Source organism: Citrobacter sp. FDAARGOS_156 (assembly GCF_001559235.2).
Lineage (GTDB): Bacteria > Pseudomonadota > Gammaproteobacteria > Enterobacterales > Enterobacteriaceae > Citrobacter > Citrobacter youngae.
The window spans coordinates 3,567,345-3,592,541 of record NZ_CP014030.2; the positions used below are offsets into that span (position 1 = coordinate 3,567,345).

Annotated in this window: 20 protein-coding genes; 8 read left to right on the plus strand and 12 right to left on the minus strand. The window is 53.7% G+C overall.

Annotation, left to right across the window (positions count from 1 at the left end; all coding sequences use genetic code 11):
- Positions 1-54 precede the first annotated feature (54 nt).
- Entirely contained in the window at positions 55-2,334 is a 2,280-nt protein-coding gene (gene maeB, locus AL515_RS17625; RefSeq protein ID WP_048210958.1) for an NADP-dependent oxaloacetate-decarboxylating malate dehydrogenase, read from the minus strand.
- 279 nt (positions 2,335-2,613) lie between these two features.
- Here maeB and tkt point away from each other — a divergent pair, with 279 nt between their 5' ends.
- Entirely contained in the window at positions 2,614-4,608 is a 1,995-nt protein-coding gene (tkt, locus tag AL515_RS17635) for a transketolase (RefSeq protein WP_061068314.1), read from the plus strand.
- 82 nt (positions 4,609-4,690) lie between these two features.
- On the opposite strand, the gene AL515_RS17640 is transcribed toward tkt, so the two are convergent.
- The 3 genes from AL515_RS17640 to aegA all read right to left on the minus strand — a co-directional run bounded on the left by AL515_RS17640 (position 4,691) and on the right by aegA (position 8,570).
- Positions 4,691-5,734 carry a DUF1176 domain-containing protein gene (locus AL515_RS17640; RefSeq protein WP_048212548.1) on the minus strand — a complete coding sequence of 348 codons (1,044 nt, stop codon included), beginning with the start codon at positions 5,732-5,734 and terminating at the stop codon, positions 4,691-4,693.
- Positions 5,735-5,858: 124 nt separating this feature from the next.
- A complete protein-coding gene (gene nudK, locus AL515_RS17645) occupies positions 5,859-6,434 on the minus strand; it encodes a GDP-mannose pyrophosphatase NudK (protein ID WP_061068315.1) in 576 nt (191 codons plus the stop codon).
- 156 nt (positions 6,435-6,590) lie between these two features.
- On the minus strand, positions 6,591-8,570 hold the full coding sequence (gene aegA, locus AL515_RS17650; RefSeq protein ID WP_061068316.1) for a formate-dependent uric acid utilization protein AegA: 1,980 nt from the start codon (positions 8,568-8,570) through the stop codon (positions 6,591-6,593).
- A 264-nt stretch (positions 8,571-8,834) separates the two neighbouring features.
- Here aegA and narQ point away from each other — a divergent pair, with 264 nt between their 5' ends.
- Both narQ and acrD read left to right on the plus strand, forming a co-directional pair.
- Positions 8,835-10,532: a nitrate/nitrite two-component system sensor histidine kinase NarQ gene (narQ, locus tag AL515_RS17660; protein WP_048210954.1), complete on the plus strand. Its 1,698-nt coding sequence runs from the start codon at positions 8,835-8,837 to the stop codon at positions 10,530-10,532.
- A gap of 184 nt (positions 10,533-10,716) precedes the next feature.
- A complete protein-coding gene (gene acrD, locus AL515_RS17665) occupies positions 10,717-13,830 on the plus strand; it encodes a multidrug efflux RND transporter permease AcrD (protein WP_061068317.1) in 3,114 nt (1,037 codons plus the stop codon).
- Positions 13,831-13,904: 74 nt separating this feature from the next.
- Here acrD and ypfM read toward each other — a convergent pair whose 3' ends face one another.
- Positions 13,905-13,964, minus strand: coding sequence for a protein YpfM (gene ypfM, locus AL515_RS17670; RefSeq protein WP_001386977.1), 60 nt, complete (start codon positions 13,962-13,964; stop codon positions 13,905-13,907).
- A gap of 445 nt (positions 13,965-14,409) precedes the next feature.
- Here ypfM and AL515_RS17675 point away from each other — a divergent pair, with 445 nt between their 5' ends.
- From AL515_RS17675 to AL515_RS17685, 3 genes are read left to right on the plus strand one after another with little or no spacing between them, the layout of a single operon-like run.
- Positions 14,410-14,709 (plus strand): ArsC family reductase, encoded by a 300-nt coding sequence (locus AL515_RS17675; RefSeq protein WP_225807945.1) that lies wholly within the window; start codon positions 14,410-14,412, stop codon positions 14,707-14,709.
- 3 nt (positions 14,710-14,712) lie between these two features.
- The gene (gene dapE, locus AL515_RS17680) at positions 14,713-15,840 is read left to right on the plus strand and encodes a succinyl-diaminopimelate desuccinylase (RefSeq protein WP_061068318.1); all 1,128 of its coding nucleotides are present in this window, start codon (positions 14,713-14,715) and stop codon (positions 15,838-15,840) included.
- 27 nt (positions 15,841-15,867) lie between these two features.
- Positions 15,868-16,068, plus strand: coding sequence for a YpfN family protein (locus AL515_RS17685; protein WP_003835080.1), 201 nt, complete (start codon positions 15,868-15,870; stop codon positions 16,066-16,068).
- Between the two features lie 98 nt (positions 16,069-16,166).
- On the opposite strand, the gene ypfH is transcribed toward AL515_RS17685, so the two are convergent.
- The 6 genes from ypfH to dapA form a co-directional block, all read right to left on the minus strand.
- Positions 16,167-16,865, minus strand: coding sequence for an esterase (ypfH, locus tag AL515_RS17690; RefSeq protein ID WP_061068319.1), 699 nt, complete (start codon positions 16,863-16,865; stop codon positions 16,167-16,169).
- Positions 16,866-16,938: 73 nt separating this feature from the next.
- Positions 16,939-18,954 carry a tRNA(Met) cytidine acetyltransferase TmcA gene (locus AL515_RS17695; RefSeq protein WP_061068320.1) on the minus strand — a complete coding sequence of 672 codons (2,016 nt, stop codon included), beginning with the start codon at positions 18,952-18,954 and terminating at the stop codon, positions 16,939-16,941.
- 15 nt (positions 18,955-18,969) lie between these two features.
- Complete coding sequence (ypfJ, locus tag AL515_RS17700; protein ID WP_061068321.1) at positions 18,970-19,836, minus strand: KPN_02809 family neutral zinc metallopeptidase; 867 nt, start codon at positions 19,834-19,836, stop codon at positions 18,970-18,972.
- Positions 19,837-19,964: 128 nt separating this feature from the next.
- On the minus strand, positions 19,965-20,678 hold the full coding sequence (purC, locus tag AL515_RS17705; protein ID WP_003835086.1) for a phosphoribosylaminoimidazolesuccinocarboxamide synthase: 714 nt from the start codon (positions 20,676-20,678) through the stop codon (positions 19,965-19,967).
- A 111-nt stretch (positions 20,679-20,789) separates the two neighbouring features.
- Entirely contained in the window at positions 20,790-21,824 is a 1,035-nt protein-coding gene (gene bamC / locus AL515_RS17710; protein WP_048210947.1) for an outer membrane protein assembly factor BamC, read from the minus strand.
- A 16-nt stretch (positions 21,825-21,840) separates the two neighbouring features.
- Complete coding sequence (dapA, locus tag AL515_RS17715; RefSeq protein WP_005121885.1) at positions 21,841-22,719, minus strand: 4-hydroxy-tetrahydrodipicolinate synthase; 879 nt, start codon at positions 22,717-22,719, stop codon at positions 21,841-21,843.
- Between the two features lie 145 nt (positions 22,720-22,864).
- On the opposite strand from dapA, the gene AL515_RS17720 reads away from it, so the two are divergent.
- Entirely contained in the window at positions 22,865-23,437 is a 573-nt protein-coding gene (locus tag AL515_RS17720) for a glycine cleavage system transcriptional repressor (protein ID WP_197081302.1), read from the plus strand.
- Entirely contained in the window at positions 23,437-23,907 is a 471-nt protein-coding gene (gene bcp, locus AL515_RS17725; protein WP_048210945.1) for a thioredoxin-dependent thiol peroxidase, read from the plus strand. The genes AL515_RS17720 and bcp overlap by 1 nt, the downstream gene beginning before the upstream one ends.
- Before the next feature lie 118 nt (positions 23,908-24,025).
- On the opposite strand, the gene iadA is transcribed toward bcp, so the two are convergent.
- A complete protein-coding gene (gene iadA, locus AL515_RS17730) occupies positions 24,026-25,189 on the minus strand; it encodes a beta-aspartyl-peptidase (RefSeq protein WP_048210944.1) in 1,164 nt (387 codons plus the stop codon).
- Positions 25,190-25,197: the final 8 nt, after the last annotated feature.

The following is a 25,197-nucleotide window of genomic DNA, read 5'->3' on the forward strand; positions in this document are numbered from 1 at the left end:
AAGGGAAATAAAAAGGCGCGGGAGAAACCCGCGCCGGAATTAATTAAAGTGAAATTACAGCGGCTGAGTCTGTGCTTCAACGACCGCCAGCGCCACCATATTAACGATACGACGAACAGAGGCGATCGGTGTTAATACGTGAACCGGTTTCGCTACGCCCATCAGTACAGGGCCAACCGTTACGCCCTCGGAACTTGAAACACGTAGTAAGTTGTAACTAATACGCGCGGCTTCCATATTCGGCATAACCAGAATATTGGCGGAGCCTTTCAGCGGGCTGTCCGGCATCCGGTCATTACGAATACTTTCCACCAGCGCGGCGTCACCGTGCATTTCACCGTCAATCATCAGTTCTGGCGCACGTGCCTTAATCAGCGCCAGCGCTTCGCGCATTTTGCTGGCCGACGGGCAGTTAGATGAGCCAAAGTTGGAGTGCGACAGCAACGCTACCTTCGGTTCGATACCAAAGCGACGCACGGTTTCTGCCGCCATAATGGCGATTTCAGCCAGTTGATCCGGCGTCGGGTCGTCGTTGACGTAGGTATCGGCGATAAAGGTATTACCGCTTGGCAGCAGCAGCGCGTTCATTGCCCCCGCCGTATGCACTCCGTCACGGTGACCAAATACCGCGTTCACCACGCTGAAGTGCTCGTGGTAGTCGCCGATCGTACCGCAGATCATCGCATCCGCTTCACCGCGCTGCACCATGATCGCACCGATCACCGTGGTATTAGCAATCACCGCCCGCTGCGCCTGCTCCTGGGTGATCCCACGGCGCTTCATGATCTGATAATACTCACTCCAGTACTCTTTAAAGCGCGGATCGGATTCATTGTTGACTATTTCAAAATCAACGCCCGCTTTGATCTGCAGACCCAGTTTCTGGATGCGCATCTCGATCACGCTCGGACGACCAATCAGGATCGGCTTCGCCAGACCTAAAGTGATCAATTCCTGGGTGGCGTGCAGCACACGCGCCTCTTCCCCTTCCGTCAATACCACGCGCTTCGGCGCTTTGCGTGCCAGCGAGAAAATCGGCTTCATGAACAAGTTAGTTTTGTAGACAAACTCACTCAGCTTATCGATGTAAGCATCAAAGTCGGCAATCGGGCGCGTCGCCACGCCAGAGTCCATCGCCGCTTTCGCCACCGCAGGCGCTATTTTGACGATCAGGCGCGGGTCGAACGGTTTAGGAATAATGTATTCCGGGCCAAAGCTCAGGTCCTGATCGCCATAGGCAGAGGCCACAACTTCACTCTGCTCGGCATGCGCCAGTTCCGCAATGGCATGTACCGCGGCCAGCTTCATCTCTTCGTTGATGGCGGTAGCACCGACGTCCAGCGCGCCGCGGAAGATGAACGGGAAGCACAGTACGTTATTAACCTGGTTCGGATAATCAGAGCGGCCGGTGCAGATGATGGCGTCGGGACGTACCTCTTTTGCCAGCGGCGGCAGGATTTCCGGTTCCGGGTTCGCCAGCGCCAGAATCATCGGCGCGCGCGCCATTTTCTTGACCATTTCCTGGGTCAGCACTTTCGGGCCGGAGCAACCGAGGAAAATGTCTGCGCCATCAATCACGTCGTCCAGCGTGCGCTTACCGTCATCCACCACCGCGTAGGCCGCTTTGGTTTCGGCCATATTCGGTTCACGATCTTTATAAATCACGCCTTTGGAGTCGCAGACCACAATGTTGTGTTTCTGCATGCCCAGCGCCACCAGCAGGTTCATACAGGCAATCGCCGCCGCGCCTGCGCCAGACACCACCATGCGCACGTCGGAGATATTTTTCTCCACCACCCGCAGACCGTTAAGAATGGCGGCGGTACTGATGATTGCCGTGCCGTGCTGATCGTCGTGGAAGACCGGAATATTCATGCGCTCACGCAGCTTTTGCTCAATGTAGAAGCATTCCGGCGCTTTGATATCCTCGAGGTTGATACCGCCAAACGTCGGCTCAAGAGCCGCGACCACGTTGATAAATTTATCCGGATCGAGTTCATCAACTTCGATGTCAAACACGTCAATTCCGGCGAATTTCTTAAACAGAACGCCTTTCCCTTCCATCACCGGCTTGCCAGCCAGCGCGCCAATGTTGCCCAGCCCCAGCACCGCCGTACCGTTGGAAATAACCGCAACCAGATTACCGCGCGCGGTGTATTTGTAGGCGGCCAGCGGGTCTTTTTCAATTTCCAGACACGGAGCTGCAACACCGGGTGAATAGGCCAGCGCAAGGTCACGTTGAGTGGCGAGCGGTTTGGTCGGAGAAACCTGAATTTTGCCTGGTACTGGAAATTCGTGGAAATCGAGGGCGCTTTGTTTTAACTGGTCATCCATCTTGTTGTTCCTTTCACGTATCGATCAAAAAAGTGTCGCAGGTAACCCTTCTATTGAGCCGCACATTATCACCTCTGTCAGCGGCGCAAACTTTGAAGGTCGCCAAACTCTCACTACTCAAAGAAAGAATTTGTTATCAATTTATAACAGCCATGTTACCTGCTTAAGCCAGCAATACCATGCCTGTCTGCTATGCTTTTTGCTGACAACGCCTGCAAATTCTCCAAAAGTGTGAATTAACACACGCTCTAACGCTTTACTTTTCAAGGAGTATTTCCTATGACCCGTAAAGAGCTTGCCAATGCCATTCGTGCGCTGAGTATGGATGCCGTCCAAAAAGCCAACTCAGGCCATCCCGGCGCACCGATGGGAATGGCAGATATCGCCGAAGTGCTGTGGAACGATTTTCTCCGCCATAATCCGAGCGATCCTCACTGGTACGATCGCGATCGGTTTATTTTGTCCAACGGCCACGCCTCAATGCTGCTTTACAGCCTGCTGCATCTTTCCGGCTATGACCTGCCGCTGGAAGAATTAAAGAACTTCCGCCAGTTGCATTCAAAAACGCCCGGCCACCCTGAGCTTGGCTACACACCGGGCGTGGAAACCACCACCGGGCCGCTGGGCCAGGGTTTAGCCAACGCTGTCGGAATGGCGATTGCTGAACGCACGCTGGCGGCGCAGTTTAACCAGCCGGACCATGAGATTGTCGACCACTTCACCTGGGTTTTTATGGGCGACGGTTGTCTGATGGAGGGGATATCCCACGAAGTCTGTTCGCTGGCGGGCACGCTGGGACTGGGCAAACTCATCGGCTTCTACGATCACAACGGCATCTCAATTGATGGCGAAACCAAAGGCTGGTTTACCGACGATACCGCGAAACGCTTTGAAGCCTACCACTGGCATGTGATACACGATATTGACGGTCATGATCCTGAAGCGGTGAAAAAAGCGATTCAGGAAGCGCAAAGCGTTACCGACAAGCCGTCGCTGATTATCTGCCGCACGGTGATTGGTTTTGGATCACCGAATAAAGCCGGGAAAGAGGAAGCGCACGGTGCGCCGTTAGGTGAAGAAGAAGTGGCCCTGGCCCGACAGAAACTGGGCTGGCATCATCCAGCTTTTGAGATCCCCAAAGAGATTTATCGGGCGTGGGACGCGCGTGAGAAAGGCGAAAAAGCGCAACAGGACTGGAATGAGAAATTCGCGGCGTATCGACAAGCGCATCCGGAACTGGCGGCAGAGTTTACCCGCCGGATGAGCGGAGAACTGCCGGAAGCATGGGAAGAAACGACCCGGAAATATATTACCGACCTGCAGGCCAACCCGGCCAAAATCGCCACCCGTAAGGCCTCGCAAAATACCCTGAACACCTACGGACCGATACTGCCCGAACTGCTTGGCGGCTCGGCGGATCTTGCGCCCAGCAACCTGACCATCTGGAAAGGCTCCACTTCTCTTAAAGAGGATCACGCAGGAAACTACATCCACTACGGCGTGCGTGAATTTGGCATGACCGCCATTGCCAACGGTATCGCGCACCACGGTGGCTTCGTACCGTACACCGCAACGTTCCTGATGTTTGTTGAATATGCCCGTAATGCCGCGCGCATGGCGGCGCTGATGAAAGCCCGACAAATTATGGTTTATACCCACGACTCAATTGGTCTGGGGGAAGACGGTCCCACGCATCAGGCCGTCGAACAGCTCGCCAGCCTGCGACTGACGCCGAATTTCAGCACCTGGCGACCGTGCGATCAGGTTGAGGCGGCAGTGGGTTGGAAGCTGGCAGTCGAGCGTCATAACGGCCCTACGGCGCTGATCCTCTCCAGGCAGAATCTGGCACAGGTTGAACGCACGCCTGAGCAGGTGCAGCAGATTGCCCGCGGCGGCTATGTGCTGAAGGATAGCGGCGGTAAGCCGGATGTCATCCTGATTGCCACAGGTTCAGAAATGGAAATTACATTGCTGGCGGCGGAAAAACTGACCGGTGAAGGCCGTAACGTACGGGTAGTTTCTCTGCCCTCAACCGATATCTTCGACGCCCAGGATGAGGCGTACCGGGAGTCGGTCCTGCCGGCAAACGTCAGCGCGCGCGTGGCGGTAGAAGCCGGTATTGCCGACTACTGGTACAAATATGTTGGGCTGAAAGGGGCGATTGTTGGGATGACGGGCTATGGGGAGTCGGCGCCGGCAGACAAGCTGTTCCCGTTCTTCGGCTTTACGGTGGAGAACATCGTCGACAAAGCGCATAAGGTGCTGAACGCCTGATGGCGACGCTCACGCGTCTTATCAGGCCTACGACATCTATCACCATCAGGCCGTATAAGGCGCAGTCGCATCCGGCATTAAATTAACGCGTGATCCACAGCGTGGGCCAGGCATCTGGTCCATGCCAGTTATCACAGCTTGGCTCTTGTGCGTAACGCACCAAACGAAAGCGCTGGCCGTCAAACCGCCAGCGAGTCTGGATCCCGCAGTCCGATAAACCTCGCCCTTTGGCGAGAGTGACCAATTCGCGAGATTTCTCGTCAAACGTAGCGTTGGTCAGCTCCATGTCGGTACTGTCAGCATCGGTTTTAAATGGCAGGCTCAGACGTACAGCGCGAGAGGTAAACGGTGTGGTACGAGAAACGGTCCATGCCAGATCGATCGTGTTGTATGCCCCTGCTTCGCAGCCGATCATCAGCAGAGCTTTGTCGTCCGTTAAGGCGAAAACCCGCATCTCACGACGCATGGGATCGAGTGAACAGCGGATGCCATTGATCCGCCAGTTGCCATAATCCAACAGCTCATTACGCTCCTGTTGAGTGAGTGGCGTTGGCGTGGAATTAACCACCGCCACACCTTTCAGAGCGGGAGCTGGCGGAACGCTGAGCGGCGGCTCGTCACCTTTCTCAATCCAGGCGGTTTCGCTACCGACGCGCTTTTGTTGCGCATCAATAAACAACAATGCTGCTTTCAGCCCAGACAGAGAAAGCGTTTGCGTACCTTTTTGCAGGGTAATGGCTTTCGCATCCTGCACGGCTTGTAAAAATGTAGCGATGGTAGCCGGATCATCCGTCATCAAATGCCAGGGCGTAAGACGCCAGTGTTCACCGGCCAGTGGGAGTGGCGCGCCGTCCAGCAGCAAGCGCGGCGCAATATCTGCCTCTTTGACATCAGGAGAATCCATACCGCCAAGTTCAATACGCAACACGGCATCGGTATGTGCCCCGGCGCTGCGGCTCAGGGTCATCACCAGACCGTGATGATCTCCCGTATTTCGCGCCACGCAGAAGTTTTGGTTATTGCACGTCACCTGCCAGTCAGCAAACGCCTGTTGCGCAGGCGCCGCCCACAGCAAATGGGCCGGTAGCAGGCCGAGCAGGAACACGAAAATAATGCGATAGCGCATGGACGGTACAACTCCGAAATCAAAACACACAGCCCAGGCGGTATCTTCCTTGCGCGACTAATGAGGCTCAATAAGAATCGTCGGATTGGCCTGTATCTTTGTAAAGAAATATAAGCCCTGATCGCTAATCCATAAGATGCGACGATTGCAGGTAGTTCAGTAGCAGCACCGTTTTCCCGTCGCGAATCTCGCCCGTTTTGATCATCGACAGTGCCTGTTCAAAAGGCAATTCCAGTACTTCAATATCCTCATCTTCAATACCGCCACCCGCATTTGCGCGCTGACTGTCACTGTATTGCGCGATAAAAAAGTGGATTATCTCCGTCACGCCACCCGGCGACATATATAACTCAAAAAGTTTCCGTGCTTCGCCCACTTCATAGCCAGTCTCTTCAATGGCTTCTTTACGAATGCAAACTTCCGGCTCATCGTTGTCCAGCAACCCGGCGCAGGCTTCAATCAATTGTCCACTTTCATTGCCGTTAACCCAGGTCGCAATACGAAACTGACGGGTCAGCACGACGGTTTTTTTCTCCGGGTTATACAGCAAAACTGTGGCGCCGTTACCGCGATCGTAAACCTCACGTTTGTGGCGAATGACCTCGCCATTGCTGCGGGTCAGGTCATAGGTGATATTGCGCAGGATGAAGTAGTTATCGGACAGGACTTTATCTTTGATGAGGGTGATTTTTTGCGACATACCGACTCCACGGTGAGAAGTGAGAAATAATACTACGCCGTGAAACCGGGTTTGTCCTGGAACTATGAATGCCTGATAAGCAAAGCGCCATCAGGCATTCATCCGGCACATTGCCGGATGGCAACGCTAACGCGTTTTATCCGGCCTGGACGCTGATTAGTGAGATTTGACTGATTTTACACCCAGCCAATCAATGATGCCTTGTGCGGCATGCCGCCCTTCCGCCATCGCTGTAACAACCAGATCCGCACCGCGAACCGCATCACCACCGGCAAAGATTTTCGGGTTGCTGGTTTGATAACGGTATGCGCTTTCAACATCGGCGGCAATACGTCCCCAGTTATCGACCTTCACACCCTGACTCTCGAGCCACGGCATGCCATGCGGGTGAAAACCAAACGCCATGATCACCGCATCTGCTGGCATGACAAACTCACTCCCGGCGATGGGAACCGGGCGACGACGCCCCTGCGCATCAGGCTCACCGAGCTGGGTTCGTAAGAAACGCACGCCGCTGACGCGACCGTCGGCATTCAGCACCAGCTCCACCGGCTGGACGTTAAACTCGAAATTGGCCCCCTCTTCCCGGGCATTCTTCACCTCTTTTTTCGAACCTGGCATGTTGGCTTCATCACGACGATAGGCGCAGGTCACCTGGCTTGCACCGTGACGTAGCGCGGTACGTACACAATCCATCGCCGTATCACCGCCGCCCAGCACGACCACGTTCAGCCCTGCGGTGTCGATAAACGGCTCTTCAGGCAACTCGTCCAGCCCCATCACCTGCTTAGTATTGGCAATCAGGAACGGCAGCGCGTCATACACGCCAGGCGCGTCTTCATTCGGCAGATCCGCCTTCATCGAGCGATAAGTCCCGACGCCCACAAACACGGCATCGTAGTCCTCGAGTAACGCGGCCAGTGCCACGTCCTTGCCGACCTCACAGTTCAGTTCGAAATGAATACCCATGGCGCTGAAGATTTCACGGCGACGCGTCAGCAGCGATTTGTCCAGTTTGAAGGCCGGAATGCCGAACGTCAGCAAACCGCCGATTTCGGGGTGGCGATCGTACACGGTAGCGCTGATACCGCTACGCGCCAGCACATCCGCGCAGGCCAGGCCCGCCGGACCTGCGCCGATGATGGCAACGCGTTTATCGACTTTCTGCACATGGCTTAAGTCGGGTCGCCATCCTTTGCTCAGCGCCCGATCGGAGATGTAACGCTCAATATTACCGATAGTCACCGCGCCATGCTCGTTACGCACGGTACAGGCTCCTTCGCAGAGTCGGTCCTGCGGGCACACGCGCCCGGTCACTTCGGGTAAGCAGTTGGTCTGGTGAGAAAGCTCAACCGCCGCATCGATATTCCCGGCTTTTACCAGTTCAATCCACTGCGGGATGTGGTTATGCAGCGGGCAGGTCCATTCGCAAATACTGTGGTCGCCGCATTTCAGGCAGCGGGACGCTTCCCGTTCAGCCTGCACTGTGCGAAACGGCAGATAGATCTCTTCAAAACTGGTTTTACGCGCCTCAATCGGCAGTTTATCCGGCTCGCCACGCGCAGGCGTCGCCTGCATTTGCTCACGTTTGGTGATGATATGCGGAACAAAATCGGTAGCGCTGGTATGCCATGGCTGGCTTTCCAGACTGGCGGTACGCAACCTGCGCGCTTTTGACAGACCGGTAAGCGAATTCTCCGTCACCAGTTGCAACGCCTGCGCCGGACAGTTCTCCACGCAAGCCGGGCCCTCTTCACGCCCATGACACAGGTCGCATTTGTGCGCCGTTGCTTTTACCTTTCCTTTAGCGACCGGAGTGAGTACGATCTGCATCGTACCAAAAGGACAGGCCACGACGCACGATTTGCAGCCAATACACTTTTGCGCATTTACCTGAACGCTGTCGTACTCATGACTAATGGCCCCATTCGGGCAACTTCTGGCGCAGGGGGCATCTTCACAGTGGTGGCAGGTGACTACACTGCGTTGTTGCTGATGCTTGATGACAGTAATTCGGGGCTGAAAATGCCGTTGGCTCAGGACATGCTGCTCGCCGTTGTGGGCCATGACACAGGCGACCTCACAGGCGTGGCATCCCAGGCACTGTTGGCTATTGACCATAATAAAACGATTCATGGCTTCCTTCTTTTTTGGTTGCGAAAACCTTATTCTTTATATGACTGTTGTTATTAACCGACCCTGAAGAGGGCGGCAATGTTCATTTGCCCAGGAAGCACAACTATTTATCCAGAACCTGTGGCAGATCAATTTATTTCATCGAATATGAAATTGTGTTTCATTTAACAATCAGTTTCATGATTACTTTTTTAACATTTATCAAATACGCTGAATCGTTCAGGTTGAGTCGGAGCGTGGCGTGAATTGTGTGAGGGTGCGCAAGTGACGGTAAAGCGTCCGGTCTCAGCCAGCCTGGCTAAGGCTTTTTTCTATATAGTGTTGCTGTCGATTCTCTCAACGGGTATTGCACTGCTTACGCTGACCAGCAGCTTGCGGGATGCTGAGGCCATCAACGTTGCGGGCTCATTGCGCATGCAAAGCTACCGTTTGGGTTACGATCTGCAAAGCCAAAGCCCACAGCTCAACGCTCACCGCCAGCTTTTCCAGCAGGCGTTAAACTCGCCCGCATTACAAAATCTGAACGCATGGTATGTCCCGCAAGCGGTAAAAAGCCGCTATGGCCGCCTGCATGCCAACTGGCTGGAAATGAACGCCCGTCTGATCGATGGCGATTTAAAATGGTACCAGGCCAATATCAATAGCTATGTCGATCAAATCGATCTCTTCGTGCTGGCACTTCAGCATTATGCCGAACGCAAGGTGATGTTGGTTTTTGGCATATCGCTGGCGGGGGGGATCGGCATCTTCACCCTCGTCTTCTTTACGCTACGGCGTATTCGCCAGCAGGTGGTGCGTCCGCTGAATAAGCTGGTGATGGCCAGCCAGCATATTGAACACGGTCGGTTTGATATCTCACCGCTGGATACACAACTCCCCAACGAACTGGGATTACTGGCAAAAACGTTTAGCCAGATGTCGAGTGAGTTGCATAAGCTGTACCGTTCACTGGAAGCCTCCGTCGCCGAGAAAACCCACGATCTCCACGAAGCCAATCGCCGCCTGGAAGTGTTATATCAATGTTCCCAGGCACTGAATACCAGCCAGATTGATGTGTACTGCTTCCGCCATATTTTACAGATTGTCCGCGAACATGACGCCGCGTATTTCCTGGAGCTCACCGTCGGTGATAACTGGCGAATCAGCGAAGGAACGGCAAGCCCTGAACTGCCAATGCAGATCCTGCCCGTCACGATGCAAGATACAGTTTACGGTGAACTGCACTGGCAAAGCCCGAATGTGAATGCTTCCACACCACTGCTCAACAGCGTATCAACTATGCTCGGGCGCGGGCTGTACTTCAACCAGGCGCAAAAGCATTTTCAGCAACTGCTGCTAATGGAAGAGCGAGCAACTATCGCCCGCGAGCTGCACGACTCGCTGGCGCAGGTGCTCTCTTATTTACGTATTCAGCTTACGCTACTGAAACGCGCTATTCCGCAGGATAACGTTCCGGCGCAAAGCATCATGGCGGACTTCTCCCAGGCGCTGAATGATGCTTATCGCCAATTGCGCGAACTGCTTACCACCTTCCGCCTGACCTTACAGCAGGCCGATTTGCCTTCTGCCCTGCATGAAATGCTGGAAACGTTGCAAAATCAAACATCGGCTAAACTGACTCTCGATTGTCGACTGCCAACACTGGCACTGGACGCGCAAATGCAGGTGCATCTGTTACAAATCGTCCGTGAAGCGGTGCTGAATGCCATTAAGCATGCCAATGCCAGCGAAATTGCTGTCAGCTGTGTGACCGCGCCGGATGGTAATCATACCGTTTATATCCGTGATAACGGTGTCGGTATCGGTGAGCCTCATGAGCCTACGGGGCACTACGGTCTGAATATCATGCGTGAGCGTGCAGAGAGACTCAGCGGTACGCTGACCTTCTCGCAACCTTCCGGCGGGGGAACGCTGGTGAGTATCAGTTTCCGTTCAGCTGAATCAGACAGTGAGCTAACGTAAAGAACCGCAAAGCGCCGTCGGGTCTGGATCCAGGCCTGATGGCGTTGGCACGAAAGGTATGCTGTAAACGGGCATGATAATTTACATTATCTTCTTTTTTTCTCCACGTTTGACCCGTACCTTGCCGCTAAAGTGAAGCAAGCCATACCCATAACGATACGCAGAAACACGAGGTCCTCTTTTAATGGCGAATTTTTTCATCGATCGCCCCATTTTTGCCTGGGTGTTAGCTATCCTGTTGTGCCTGACAGGAGCCCTGGCTATTTTTTCACTGCCCGTTGAGCAATATCCCGACCTGGCACCGCCAAACGTGCGGGTCACCGCCAACTATCCTGGCGCATCGGCTCAGACTCTGGAAAACACCGTCACCCAGGTGATCGAGCAGAACATGACCGGTCTCGATAACCTGATGTACATGTCGTCGCAGAGCAGCGGGACAGGCCAGGCTACGGTGACGCTTAGCTTCGTTGCCGGAACCGATCCTGACGAGGCCGTCCAGCAGGTGCAAAACCAGCTGCAATCGGCAATGCGTAAGCTGCCGCAGGCGGTACAGGATCAGGGGGTCACGGTGCGTAAGACCGGGGACACCAATATTCTGACAATCGCCTTCGTCTCCACCGATGGCTCAATGGATAAGCAGGACATCGCCGACTACGTGGCGAGTAATATTCAGGACCCGCTTAGCCGTATTAACGGTGTAGGGGATATTGATGCTTACGGTTCACAGTACTCGATGCGTATCTGGCTCGACCCGGCCAAACTTAACAGCTTTCAGATGACCGCCAAAGATGTGACTGACGCTATTGAATCACAGAATGCGCAAATTGCGGTTGGGCAGCTTGGCGGTACGCCTTCGGTGGACAAACAGGCGCTAAATGCGACGATCAACGCCCAGTCCCTGCTGCAAACGCCGGATGAATTCCGTGCAATTACGCTTCGCGTTAACCAGGACGGGTCTGAAGTTAAACTGGGCGACGTCGCCACGGTTGAAATGGGTGCGGAAAAGTACGACTACCTTAGCCGGTTTAATGGCAACCCGGCTTCCGGTCTGGGGGTGAAACTGGCCTCCGGCGCCAATGAAATGGCAACGGCAGAGCTGGTGCTTAACCGCCTTGACGAACTGTCACAGTATTTCCCGCACGGGCTGGAATACAAGGTCGCGTATGAAACCACCTCCTTTGTTAAAGCCTCAATTATCGACGTGGTGAAAACGCTGCTGGAAGCCATCGCGCTGGTATTCCTCGTGATGTATCTGTTCCTGCAAAACTTCCGCGCCACGCTTATCCCGACCATCGCCGTTCCCGTCGTCCTGATGGGCACCTTCTCCGTGCTTTATGGTTTTGGCTACAGCGTTAACACCTTAACAATGTTTGCAATGGTGCTGGCAATTGGCCTGCTGGTCGATGATGCCATCGTGGTGGTGGAAAACGTCGAGCGTATTATGAGTGAGGAAGGCCTCTCACCGCGTGAAGCGACGCGAAAATCGATGGGGCAAATCCAGGGAGCGCTGGTCGGTATCGCCATGGTGCTGTCGGCGGTGTTTATCCCGATGGCCTTCTTCGGTGGCACGACAGGGGCTATTTACCGCCAGTTCTCAATTACCATCGTCTCCGCGATGGTGTTGTCCGTTCTGGTGGCGATGATCCTCACCCCCGCCCTGTGCGCCACCTTGCTCAAACCCCTGCATAAGGGTGAACATCACGGACAAACGGGTTTCTTCGGCTGGTTTAATCGGATGTTTAACCGCAACGCTGAGCGTTACGAAAAAGGCGTTGCGCGGATCCTGCATCGCAGCCTGCGCTGGATACTGATCTACGGACTGCTGCTTGGCGGCATGGTGTTCCTGTTCCTGCGCCTGCCAACGTCCTTCTTGCCGTTAGAAGACCGCGGGATGTTTACCACCTCGGTACAGTTGCCCAGCGGCTCCACGCAGCAGCAAACGTTGAAGGTGGTGCAGGAAGTGGAGAAGTATTACTTCACCCATGAGAAAGACAACATTATGTCGGTCTTTTCCACGGTCGGTTCCGGCCCGGGCGGGAACGGTCAAAACGTAGCGCGTATGTTTGTCCGCTTAAAAGACTGGGATGAGCGCGACACTACCACCGGAACCTCTTTCGCTATCATCGAACGTGCGACTAAAGCCTTTAATAAGATTAAAGAGGCCCGCGTCTTCGCCAGCAGTCCTCCGGCGATTAGCGGCCTCGGAAGCTCTGCCGGTTTCGATATGGAACTGCAGGATCACGCTGGTGCCGGTCATGACGCGTTAATGGCCGCGCGCGACAAGCTGATTGAGCTGGCCGGGAAGGACGCATCCCTGACCCGCGTTCGTCATAACGGTCTGGACGACAGTCCGCAGTTGCAAATTGATATCGATCAGCGCAAAGCCCAGGCGCTGGGCGTTTCCATTGATGACATCAACGACACATTGCAAACGGCGTGGGGCTCCAGTTACGTAAACGACTTTATGGACAGGGGCCGCGTGAAGAAGGTTTACGTCCAGGCTGCGGCAAAATACCGCATGCTCCCGGACGATATAAACCTGTGGTACGTGCGCAACAATAGCGGCGGCATGGTGCCTTTCTCGGCCTTTGCCACATCGCGCTGGGAAACCGGTTCACCGCGTCTGGAACGCTATAACGGCTACTCCGCCGTCGAGATCGTCGGCGAAGCAGCCCCCGGCGTCAGCACTGGTACTGCGATGGACATCATGGAATCGCTGGTCCATCAGTTGCCGACCGGATTCGGCCTCGAATGGACAGCGATGTCTTATCAGGAACGGTTATCGGGATCTCAGGCTCCTGCCCTGTACGCTATTTCACTGTTGGTCGTGTTCCTGTGTCTGGCTGCGCTGTACGAGAGCTGGTCGGTACCGTTCTCCGTTATGCTGGTCGTACCGTTGGGTGTCATTGGCGCGCTGTTGGCGACCTGGATGCGTGGTCTGGAAAACGATGTGTACTTCCAGGTCGGGTTACTCACCGTTATCGGGCTTTCGGCAAAGAACGCGATATTGATTGTTGAATTCGCCAATGAGATGAACGAAAAAGGACACGATCTGCTCGATGCCACACTGCATGCCTGTCGCCAGCGCTTGCGTCCGATTCTGATGACGTCACTGGCGTTTATCTTCGGGGTACTGCCGATGACAATCAGCAGCGGTGCTGGCTCCGGCGGCCAGCATGCGGTGGGGACTGGCGTAATGGGCGGGATGATTTCAGCCACGATCCTGGCGATTTACTTCGTGCCTCTGTTCTTTGTGCTGGTACGCAGACGCTTCCCGTTGAAACCACGCCCGGAATAATCGGGCACAAAAAAGGCGACTTACGATGAGTCGCCTTTTTCATCCTTTGCAGGATATGAATTTCTTCCAGAAAATTATTTACGAAGCATCACTTCGATAAAGTCTTTCCAGTTCCCCAGTTCACGTTCAATCATAACAACCTCTCTTATTATTATGGGCATTCTACGAAATCATCCTCATTAAAAGAAGATAATTTAACCGATGGTTGTGATTACATCCTCCAGTGCTTGGGGTCATGTCATCACTATGCGCTATACCCATAAATTTTATGTGACTCACTGCAATATTTTGAAATATTCACACATAATCTACGACTTTGACAATTTTGATGGAAAAACAGACTGATGCAAACAGGTTAATTCTGAAATACCGATCGACGTGAAATTTTGGAACTTTCAGGAATCATTATTCACCGTTGTTCAACAATGTTATATTTTTCTATAACGAATGAATGACAATATGTATTATCAGAAACGCGAGAATACAAGAATAAGTATTCAAAATACGTTAATAAGGATTCACATGATCACCCTCTACGGCATTAAGAATTGCGATACAATTAAAAAGGCCTGACGCTGGCTGGAAACGCAGGGTATTGACTACCGCTTCCATGATTATCGTGTCGACGGTCTGGACAACACGCTGTTACAGTCCTTTATCAACGAGTTAGGCTGGGAGGCGCTGCTCAATACGCGGGGAACCACCTGGCGCAAACTGGATGAAGCAACGCGTAATCAAATCACTAATGCCACTGCTGCCGCCTCATTGATGATTGAAATGCCTGCAATTATCAAACGCCCATTGCTCTGCGCGCCGGGTAAGCCTATGCTGCTTGGTTTCAGCGAATCCAGTTATACGCAGTTTTTTAATGAGGTGTAATCTATGTCGTGCCCGGTTATTGAGCTGACACAGCAGCTTATTCGCCGTCCATCTCTGAGCCCGGATGATGCCGGGTGCCAGGCGTTAATGATTGAACGCCTGCGTGCGGTAGGTTTTACCGTTGAGCGAATGGATTTTGGTGACACACAGAATTTTTGGGCATGGCGCGGAAAAGGTGAGACCCTGGCATTTGCCGGTCACACCGACGTAGTGCCCGCAGGCGATGTTGATCGGTGGATCAATCCGCCGTTTGAACCGACCATTCGCGACGGCATGCTGTTCGGACGCGGTGCGGCCGATATGAAAGGTTCGCTGGCGGCAATGGTCGTGGCCGCAGAGCGTTTTGTCGCACAGCATCCAGACCATCAGGGTCGTCTGGCGTTTTTGATAACCTCTGACGAAGAAGCCAGCGCTAAAAACGGCACCGTGAAGGTGGTTGAAACGCTGATGGCGCGTAATGAGCGGCTGGATTATTGCCTGGTCGGTGAGCCGTCCAGCACCGAAATCGTCGGTGACGTGGTGAAAAATGGACGTCGTGGTTCACTGACCTGCAACCTGACCATTCATGGCGTGCAGGGCCACGTAGCCTACCCACATCTGGCCGATAACCCGGTGCACCGGGCTGCGCCAATGCTCAATGAGCTGGTGGCGATTGAGTGGGATCAAGGCAATGAGTTCTTCCCGGCAACCAGCATGCAGATTGCCAATATTCAGGCGGGCACGGGCAGCAACAACGTCATCCCTGGCGAACTGTTTATTCAGTTCAACTTCCGTTTCAGCACCGAATTAAACGACGAAATGATTAAGTCGCGGGTATTGGAACTGTTGGACAAGCACCAACTGCGTTACACAGTAGACTGGTGGCTTTCCGGTCAACCGTTCCTGACCGAACGCGGTAAACTGGTGGATGCAGTGGTGAACGCCATTGAGCACTATAATGAGATTAAACCGCAGTTACTGACGACAGGCGGGACATCCGACGGGCGCTTTATTGCCCGCATGGGGGCACAGGTGGTGGAACTTGGGCCGGTCAATGCCACCATTCATAAAATAAATGAATGCGTCAATGCCGCCGACCTGCAGCTGCTTGCCCGTATGTATCAACGTATCATGGAACAACTCGTCGCCTGATGAGTGTTCCTGCAAGAGGAAATGAGCATGGACTGGCTGGCAAAATATTGGTGGATTTTAGTGCTGGTGTTTCTGGTGGGGGTACTGCTGAATGTGATCAAAGATCTTAAGCGTGTCGACCACAAGAAGTTTCTCGCCAATAAGCCGGAACTTCCCCCGCATCGTGATTTTAACGATAAATGGGACGATGACGACGATTGGCCGAATAAGGATCAGCCGAAGAAATAATTTGTAGGCCGGATAACACATATCACGTTGCTATCCGGCACTATCACTGACTGTCATGCCGGATGGCGGCTTCGCCTTATCCGGCCTACGGTTATCAATCAGATCATTTCAATCACATCATCATCGTGAGGCTTACCACCGCTCAGCGCTTCATCAAAGTAGTGCTTCGGTACGGTAAAGCGCAGATGATCAAGCGCGAACTGCATGCTGTGCTCATCAATGGCGTGCCCCAAATTTTCGACGATATCCAGAGTCACATCCCCACCTGCACGAATTAACGCTTCCTGCGCAGCAACCGCATGAGATAACTCAATCACCCGATCTTCACCGCCGTGAATCAAATGCACTGTGGTAGCGGTGGTAGCGGCTTCCGGCAAGGTGGCGTAACGACCATTAAAGGCAATGACCCGCGATGCCAGCCCTGGCTCGGCTTTGATGCTCTCAAGCGACATAATCGCCCCTTGCGAAAAGCCAATCAGCGCGGTGGCCTGAGGTGACACACCACTCTGTTTCTGCCAATAGCGAACGGTTTCGATAAACACCGACATGATGGCATCAATACGCGCCTGACGGTTCTCTTCTGTTACACCCTGAACAGAAAACCATTGACGCCCACCGGCAGCGCTATAAGGCTCAGCGCCACCAATACTGACAATCAGCGCGTCCGGAAACAGTGGTGCAAACCAGGAACCAATTTCGCCCATGGCAACCGGGTTATCGCCGACGCCATGAAACAGCAACAGTAGCTGTTGAGCGGGTTTATCGGGACTTTGAACAACAAAATGGTCATGTTTCATGGCGATCTCCTTAACTGATGAGAATTATTCTACGCCGCTTAACCGCAATGACCATGCCAGGAAATTGAAGATGTTAGTGAAAAAATTGCCATTGCATAATGCGATTATGTAACCGTTGCTGACGTTCGGTATCCAACTGCGCTAACGCCTGTGCCGCCTCCTCACGCTGAACCAGCAGCAATGCTTTGCGCCCCGAGACCTTCAGCCGCTTGCATAGTTCTGCGTCACTGCATTTTTCCTGTAAACGCCCACGCAGCGCCGGAAGAGGCTGTTCACAGTGCTGGAGAAGACGGCTTAAGCAACCGAGTGAGGTGAGTAACGGCCGATGCGCGAAGGCAAACCCTGCCAGCTCATCCCAGTCATCATCATTAAGCGTAGACTCTTTCAGTGGGACGACCGGGATACACTCATCATTCCATTGTGCGAGGATCGCCGCATCGCGACGCAATCGCTGATGCTCCCGCTCAGCCAGACGCTGCCCGGCATCACTGATGGGAAGCAACGCCATTGCCGTATAGCACCCGCTGCTGGCTTCACGATGATTCCCCATTCGCACCATGACAAAACCGCATCGCTGCCAAAAACGCCACAATTCGGCCGTATAACCAAAACTGACGGAAAGATAGTCACACTGCGAGGAATACTGATGGGCCTGCATAATCAGTTGCTGCCCGATACCTTCCCGCTGGCGAGCGGGATGAACCGCAATTCGACTAACTCGTCTCCCGACGAGCGTCGCCGCCAACGGGTCACCACCATGCGCCGCCAGTGACTGCGCAACCAGATTGCCTCTTGGCCGGCGATATCCTGCCCAAACGGCCTGGCTTAATTCTGCGGATAGTCCCCCTTCATCGACCAGCCAGACAGCACCCGCCACTGAGTCAGCGGTTGATGCCTGAAGAAAATGCTGACCAGGCGCGTCCATCATTCGCCGCAGGTCTAATGGCGAGGTGCGATAATGCGCTCCGGAAAGCAACTGGTATACCGCTAACGGCAGCGCCGGGTTTGTATGCCAGGCGTGTTGCTCAAACGCCGAGAAGTACAACTCCCCCGATGGGGCATGCGTAAACGTTTCGTCATCAAACACCAGCGCATCGCTGACAATTTGCTCCAGCGGACATCCCTGCGCCCAGCGCGCGGGTTGTTGCAACTCATAGCGTCGAAGATTGGGGAAGCGGGCGCAGAATTTCAGCAAGAAGCCTCTACCCGTTCCCTCGTAGCCTTGTACTGTAGTGGTTAACAGCGTACGAGGAAAACGCGCCACCAGTTGGTGTAGCAGCGGCGCGGGGATCGCGGCGGCTTCATCCACAATCAGCCAGTCTGCGGTTTCAGAACTGCTTAATAGTGCATCCGGCGCCATAAAGCGGTAACGCTCTGCGGCAAATTGTGCCAGCACATCCGTTGCAGCTTTGGCAGGTGCGGTCACAATCGCAGTGCCGTTAATCCGCGCTATGAGTTGCCCTGCCAGAGCGGATTTGCCCCGACCCCGTGCGGCCGTCACCGCAACCACACCGGGAGGCATAGCCAGCAAATGATTTAATATCATCGCCTGTTCTGGTTGGGGTTCGCCGGTTGCCGCGAGCCAGGCTGCGCGAGCAGGAAAGTGCGGACAGGAAACCGGCTGATGCTGCTGCCAGTGCAGAGCCTGTCTATCGCGGGAAATCACCCGTTTGACGTGCTCAACAAAGTGCGGTGTGGGAATGGGCTCAGCACAATCGCTCCAGCGTAGTGAATCCACGTCCGGATGCGTGTGCCAGGAATGCCAGGGTGGGGTCAGCAAAACCAGCCAACTGCCGGCAAGCAGTGTACCGCTTAAGGCGGCAAACGCCGCAGCGTCAAATCCCTGCCCGGCGTCGAAAACTGCATGACGAAACTCGCGCCCCAGTAACGTTTGCAGCGCCTGTGGCGTACAGTTCGGTTCAGCAGGGGCATTCGCCCCTACCCACAACCAGTCGCCGGGTAATATGTCGCGTAGCGCTAACGCCTGCCCCTGACACCAGTTCTCCTCGCCGCTGATAATCAGCAAACGACGGCTCCCCTCACGAGCCATCTGTTCGGTTAACGCCCTCAGCGCCGTGTTATCGGACATCCCTGCCTCTGTATCTTAAATACCTTTACCAAAGGTATTACATTGTCCCGGATCGCCGCTATCAAAACCGCGTTTGAACCAGGTAAAACGCTGTTCAGAGGTTCCGTGAGTAAAGCTGTCCGGTACGACGCGCCCTTGCCCCTGCTGTTGCAAACGATCATCACCAATGGCCTGAGCGGCGTTTAGCGCCTCTTCCAGATCGCCAGATTCAAGTACACCCTGCTGCTGCATACTGTGACCCCAGACACCGGCAAAGCAATCTGCCTGCAGCTCCATACGAACGGAAAGGCGATTCACTTCGGCCTGAGAGGCATTTTGCTGCATCTGACGAACTTTCGGTTCAATGCCCAGTAGTTTTTGCACATGGTGGCCTACTTCGTGCGCGATGACATAGCCCTGAGCAAAATCGCCATCAGCGCCCAGCTTGTTTTTCATGTCATCATAGAATGAGAGGTCGATATACACCGTACCATCCGCCGGGCAATAAAACGGCCCCATCACGGACTGGCCCGCACCGCAGCCGGTACGCGTCGCGCCACGATACATCACCAGCTTCGGCTGTTGGTAGGTCCGGCCCATTTTTTCAAACTGCTGCCCCCAGGTATCTTCGGTCGTTGCCAGTATCACCGAGGTGAATTTTGCCGCTTCATCATCATTTGGGCTAATGGAGTGTGATGATTGCTGTTGGGATACAGGTTGGCCGGTCATTAATCCGGTAAGATCCACGCCATAATAGCCCGCGACAAGCACCACAATCAGCAGGATGATGCCGCCTTTACCACTGGGCAAACGAAAACCCGGTCCGCCCATAGAAGGGCCGCCGCCGGCGCTGTTTCGTCTGTCTTCCACATTGTCACTTTCACGACGCCCTTGCCAGCGCATAATCACCTCAACTTTTTATTCATTATGATGATGATCGTAGGCGGTTCGGAACAGGATTACCATAAGAAACAGTAATCAAAATCGGCGGGATTGATGAGCCGGAGAGCGATCGCCGGCTCAGGGGGGCGTTAGTCTAACTTCACACCCAGACGATGCGCGACAGCTTCATAGGCTTCGATCAGGCCGCCCAGACTCTGGCGGAAGCGATCTTTGTCCATTTTATCCAGCGTTTCTTTGTCCCACAGACGGCTACCGTCCGGTGAGAATTCGTCGCCCAGCACGACTTCACCTTTGTACAAGCCAAACTCAAGTTTGAAGTCGACCAGAATCAGACCAGCATCATCAAACATCTTTTTCAGCACGTCGTTGGCTTTGTAAGTCAGCTCTTTCATACGTGCCAGATTCTCTTTGCTCACCCAACCAAAAGTTTCGCAATAGGAATCGTTAATCATTGGATCGTGCATAGCATCGTTTTTCAGGAACAGATCAAACAACGGCGGATTCAGTTCAATACCTTCCTCAACGCCTAAACGCTTAACCAGTGAGCCTGCCGCGCGGTTACGTACCACACATTCAACCGGTACCATCTCCAGTTTTTTCACCAGACATTCAGTATCGGATAGCAGTCGCTCCATCTGGGTAGGAATGCCTGCTTCTTGCAGTTTGGTCATAATGAAATGGTTGAATTTGTTATTCACCATACCTTTACGGTCAAACTGTTCAATGCGCGCGCCATCCCCTGCTGACGTATCATTGCGGAATTCGAGCACCAACAGGTCCGGGTTTTCCGTGCTGTATACGGTCTTCGCTTTACCACGATACAACTCAGCTTGCTTTTGCATCTTTATTACTCCTGGGTGTGAATTAACGATAAATATTGCGTTTTTCTGCCGACGCACACGTTTGCGTATCATATCAGAAAAAAAGGGCTGGAGTTATCCAGCCCTTTATTTTTACTTACTAAACGCTGCCTGGAAGACGGCGACCAGCGCGTCGTTCTGGCTTTGCGTCAGGGTATGCCCCTTAGGATCGATAAACTGCAAACTACTGCGGTTGTCTAAATCACCGACCTGCAGTTTGTAGTCGCCGGATACCAGACCCGGATCGCTCGCGCCCAGCTCCTGCCAGTTACTGTCTGACAGTGGTTTGTAAGTCACAGCGATGCTGCCCTGAGAACGGGTGCTGTCGGTCACTTTCATGCCCACTTTTTCCAGCGCTGCCGGCAGACGCTGCCATACCACGTTGAACGGTCCACGTACCACCAGCATCGGTAAACCGGTGTCATCTGCAGCACTCTGAACGTCCATAGTCGCGGCAGAACGGTTCTGCGCGGCATTCGCGGCGTCGGTGGCGTTCTTATCCAGACCAGCAGAGATAACGTTCATCATCTCAGCGCTGTAACGCTGCATTGATGCCGCATCGGCTACCGGTTTACCTGCCTGCTCGAGGTTAATCAGTTTCACCGTCACCGCTTGCTGATAGCCCTGCGGTTTAACCGAGATTTGATAACGCCCACGGTACTGTTCGTCTTCATCCAGACGGTTCCAGTCAACCCAATCGGTAGTCAGCGTCTGGCTGGCATCATCACGTTTGGCGATGGTGTAGTTTTTAGACTGAACAACGCTCACGACCTGCGGCCACAGCGTGTTGCCACGACCATTTTCCACCAGCAATGTCGCTGTATCGCCCGCGATCTGAGTACGGGCGCCAGTAACTAATGCTAACGGCTGAGCCGGTGGGCGAATATCCAGCGCTTTACCCACGGCACCGCTGCCGTTGGTTACCGGGATGTTATAGTCGCCGGTCATAACCGGCAGAATCATCCCAGCTGGCGCGTGAAGCTCAGCAAGCGGTGCGGCCTCCAGATAGGATTCATCACCGCTCACCTGGCGCTTATAGCGCGAGTCAGAACTACAGGCCGCGAGCAACATAACAAGCGAAACACCCGCAACCTTGGCCAGGCGCGACTTTTGTACTGAGTAAGCCATCAAATCTCCCTAAACTTTACAGCAAACCGGCATGCTTAAGCGCCGCTTTGACGATATCACGAGCATTGTCCGTGATTGGCGTCATCGGCAAACGTAGCGTATCGGTCGCCACAAGTCCCAACTCCTTACATGCCCATTTCACTGGGATAGGATTGGGTTCGACAAATAGTTTGTTGTGTAACGGCATCAGACGTTGGTTGATCACCCGCGCCTCGGCAAAATGCCCTTCTGCCGCCAGTTTGCACATTTCGGCCATATCGCGTGCCGCAACGTTAGCCGTTACGGAAATCACGCCATGACCACCAAGCTGCATGAAGTCCAGTCCGGTCGCATCATCACCGCTAAGCAGAATAAAATCGTCTGAAACCAGCTCTTTGATCTGGTGAACACGACTTAAGTTCCCTGTGGCCTCTTTGATAGCGACAATATTTTTTACCTTCGCCAGGCGACCCACGGTTTCCGGCAGCATATCGCAGCCAGTACGGGACGGCACATTATACAGAATTTGCGGCAGGTCAGTATGTTCCGCGATGGCTTTGAAATGCTGGAACAAACCTTCCTGAGTTGGGCGGTTGTAGTAAGGCGTCACCGTCAGGCAGCCGACAACACCGCTGTCGTTAAAACGCTGCGTCAGACTAATGCCTTCTGCGGTCGCATTGGCGCCCGTTCCGGCAATAACCGGAATACGCCCATCGGCCAGCTCCAGCGTCATCATTACCACATCGCCATGTTCATCATGACTCAGGGTAGCGGACTCACCGGTGGTGCCAACCGAAACGATCGCCGAGGTGCCGCTGGCGACATGATAATCAATCAGTTTTTTCAGGCTCGACCGGCAGACTTTACCTTTCTCATCCATCGGCGTAATAAGCGCGACAATACTTCCCGTGAACATGGGCCATCCTCTGTGCAAACAAGTGTCTCAATGGTACGTTTGGTACGACAATAAAAGCAAGCGACCATAGCCCTTCTGATTGTTGTATGCATGTTTTTTTTATGCTTTCCTTATGATTACCTCACCGCTCAAAGGAAGAACAGGTTTGACATCGCCATCGCAACACTATCTGGTCATTACTGCGCTGGGTGCTGATCGCCCGGGAATTGTGAACACTATCACCCGTCATGTCAGCAGTTGTGGCTGTAATATCGAAGACAGCCGACTGGCCATGCTGGGTGACGAGTTTACGTTTATCATGCTGTTATCCGGAACCTGGAATGCCATCACCCTGATTGAATCAACCTTGCCGTTGAAAGGCGCAGAGCTGGATTTATTGATTGTGATGAAGCGTACGACCGCGCGTCCCCGTCCGGCGATGCCCGCCACGGTATGGGTACAGGTCGATGTCCCCGACTCGCCTCATTTGATTGAGCGCTTTACCGCCCTTTTTGACAGCCATCAAATGAATATTGCGGAACTGGTTTCGCGCACACAGCCGGCTGAAAACGGCAAGACTGCACAGTTGTTTATTCAAATTACCGCACATAGTCCTGCGTCACATGATTCGGCAAATATTGAGGATGCGTTTAAAGCACTCTGTACAGAACTCAATGCGCAAGGCAGTATTAACGTCGTCAATTACTCACAGCATGATGAACAGGATGGAGTTAAGTAATGAACCCACTGAAAGCCGGTGATATCGCACCGAAATTTAGCTTGCCGGATCAAGACGGAGAACAAGTAAATTTAACCGACTTCCAGGGACAGCGTGTTCTGGTTTATTTCTACCCGAAAGCCATGACGCCCGGCTGTACCGTACAGGCCTGTGGCTTGCGCGATAACATGGATCAGTTAAAAAAAGCCGGTGTTGAAGTGCTGGGGATAAGCACCGATAAACCAGAGAAGCTTTCCCGATTTGCGGAGAAAGAAGTGCTTAACTTCACGCTCCTGTCTGATGAAGATCATCAGGTTTGCGAGCAATTTGGCGTCTGGGGTGAAAAGTCATTTATGGGTAAGACCTACGATGGCATCCACCGCATCAGCTTCCTTATTGATGCCGAAGGCAAAATTGAACATGTGTTTGATGATTTCAAAACCAGCAATCACCACGACGTGGTACTGAACTGGCTGAAAGAGAACGCCTGATTTACGTTTTGCTGGAAAAAGCCTGATGGCGCTTCGCTTATCAGGCCTACGCAGCTTATTAATATTGCGAAACTTGTAGGCCGGGTAAGGCATAGCCGCCCCCCGGCATAAAGGTCGTTTATTCAAACGTTCCTTTTACACACGCTTGCTTCTCTTTCACCATGGCTTTCCCCTTTGCCCAAAGGTAATTCACTTCCAGCGCGTCGTTCAGCACCAGAATGTCCGCATCGCATCCCACCGCCAAACGCCCTTTATGCTCTAGTCCCAAAAATTCTGCGACCGTACGCGTCAGCGGACAGAGCGCCTGTTCCAGCGGTATGGCATGAACTTTCACCAACTGGCGCACCGTTTCCGCCAGTGATTCAAACCCCGCGACACCGATACCGGTGAGATTACCTAACTCATCAAATTCCGGCTGGCTGCCGTTGCCATCCGAGCTCAGGGTAATGCGCGACAGTGGCACGTTCTGGCGCAACGCTGTAGCAATCGCCATTGCCGGATCAACAGGCTCATCAATGCTGCTGGTGATATCGATATAACCGCCCTGGCGGGCATACTCCAGCGCCGCCTGGAACAGCGGTTCCGCACGATTAACATGCGTTGGCAACAGTTTGGTAATCGGGACATCACAGCACTCGAGGATGTTGTACAACGGCTCCAACATGCGCGGGCTGTCACCCATGTGGAAAACGCTTACCCCCGGTTTGCGCCCTAACAATCCACCTACCCGCGACTGCGCCGCCATGTTCGCCAGCGCCGAGGTGTCCGGGGCGGAGGAACGATGGTCCGAAATCGCACATTTCACGCCAATGACTTTATCGATCAGCGCCACGTCGCGATCGATACTGCCGGTGATTGTCGGCGATGGCAGAGAATAGGCCCCGGTCAGCATCCATGCGCTGATGCCTTCAAACTCCAGCGCACGTGTTTTCGCCAGCAACGACTCAGGATGACGGGTAATCCCGTCCGTTCCCAATAATCCCACGACGGAAGTGATACCGGCTTCAACCAGTCGCGACAAGCGCACTTCAGGCGTACGGGTATGTGGCCCTGCCTCTCCGCCGCCGCCAATCAGATGGACGTGCTGATCGATAAACCCCGGGCACACAATCGCACCGTCAAGATGGATGCACTCGCAGCCGGGGAAGTCTTCAGGAGAAATCGACGGCGCGATGGCAACAATTGTACTGCCAGACACCAGAATATCCTGGCGGCCTAAATCTTCCGGCGCGTACACGTGTCCCTGCTGGAACAACGTCAAATTAAGAATTGAACAGTTCATAACCTTCC

Coding starts and splice junctions, on each gene's coding strand:
- maeB (WP_048210958.1), bottom strand. CDS start 2,334: ATGGATGACCAGTTAAAACAAAGCGCCCTCGATTTCCACGAATTTCCA.
- tkt (WP_061068314.1), top strand. CDS start 2,614: ATGACCCGTAAAGAGCTTGCCAATGCCATTCGTGCGCTGAGTATGGAT.
- AL515_RS17640 (WP_048212548.1), bottom strand. CDS start 5,734: ATGCGCTATCGCATTATTTTCGTGTTCCTGCTCGGCCTGCTACCGGCC.
- nudK (WP_061068315.1), bottom strand. CDS start 6,434: ATGTCGCAAAAAATCACCCTCATCAAAGATAAAGTCCTGTCCGATAAC.
- aegA (WP_061068316.1), bottom strand. CDS start 8,570: ATGAATCGTTTTATTATGGTCAATAGCCAACAGTGCCTGGGATGCCAC.
- acrD (WP_061068317.1), top strand. CDS start 10,717: ATGGCGAATTTTTTCATCGATCGCCCCATTTTTGCCTGGGTGTTAGCT.
- dapE (WP_061068318.1), top strand. CDS start 14,713: ATGTCGTGCCCGGTTATTGAGCTGACACAGCAGCTTATTCGCCGTCCA.
- AL515_RS17685 (WP_003835080.1), top strand. CDS start 15,868: ATGGACTGGCTGGCAAAATATTGGTGGATTTTAGTGCTGGTGTTTCTG.
- ypfH (WP_061068319.1), bottom strand. CDS start 16,865: ATGAAACATGACCATTTTGTTGTTCAAAGTCCCGATAAACCCGCTCAA.
- AL515_RS17695 (WP_061068320.1), bottom strand. CDS start 18,954: ATGTCCGATAACACGGCGCTGAGGGCGTTAACCGAACAGATGGCTCGT.
- ypfJ (WP_061068321.1), bottom strand. CDS start 19,836: ATGCGCTGGCAAGGGCGTCGTGAAAGTGACAATGTGGAAGACAGACGA.
- purC (WP_003835086.1), bottom strand. CDS start 20,678: ATGCAAAAGCAAGCTGAGTTGTATCGTGGTAAAGCGAAGACCGTATAC.
- bamC (WP_048210947.1), bottom strand. CDS start 21,824: ATGGCTTACTCAGTACAAAAGTCGCGCCTGGCCAAGGTTGCGGGTGTT.
- dapA (WP_005121885.1), bottom strand. CDS start 22,719: ATGTTCACGGGAAGTATTGTCGCGCTTATTACGCCGATGGATGAGAAA.
- bcp (WP_048210945.1), top strand. CDS start 23,437: ATGAACCCACTGAAAGCCGGTGATATCGCACCGAAATTTAGCTTGCCG.
- iadA (WP_048210944.1), bottom strand. CDS start 25,189: ATGAACTGTTCAATTCTTAATTTGACGTTGTTCCAGCAGGGACACGTG.